Below are 442 nucleotides of genomic sequence, written 5' to 3'. Positions count from 1 at the left end.
GTGCATCAGGGACTGTGGCAGAAATCGAAGCAGTTCTGCCTGCTGGATTTTCCGATCGTCGAGCTGGAAGGCAAGACCTTGGGCCTGCTGGGCCACGGCGAACTGGGAGGCGCGGTGGCACGGCTGGCCGAGGCGTTCGGCATGCGTGTGTTGCTGGGGCAGATTCCAGGTCGGCCAGCGCGTGCGGATCGCCTGCCGCTGACAGAACTGTTGCCCCAGGTCGATGCGCTCACCCTGCACTGCCCGCTCAACGACAACACCCGCGACATGATCGGCGCGTACGAACTGAGTCTGATGAAACCTCATGCATTTATCGTCAACACCGCGCGCGGCGGGCTGATCAATGAACAGGCCCTGGCCGACGCACTGCGCAACGGCCATCTGGGCGGCGCAGCGTCGGACGTGCTGAGCGTTGAGCCTCCGGTCGCAGGCAATCCCCTGC

The 442-nt window shown here is 64.5% G+C and carries 1 protein-coding gene; it reads left to right on the top strand.

Annotated elements, in window-relative coordinates; genetic code table 11:
• Positions 1-442 (top strand): NAD(P)-dependent oxidoreductase (locus tag EE949_RS00985; protein ID WP_277423360.1); only part of this gene is annotated, 442 nt, incomplete at both ends.

Source organism: Pseudomonas viridiflava (assembly GCF_900602065.1).
Taxonomy (GTDB): domain Bacteria; phylum Pseudomonadota; class Gammaproteobacteria; order Pseudomonadales; family Pseudomonadaceae; genus Aquipseudomonas.
This window is presented reverse-complemented; position numbering and strand designations above follow the sequence as displayed.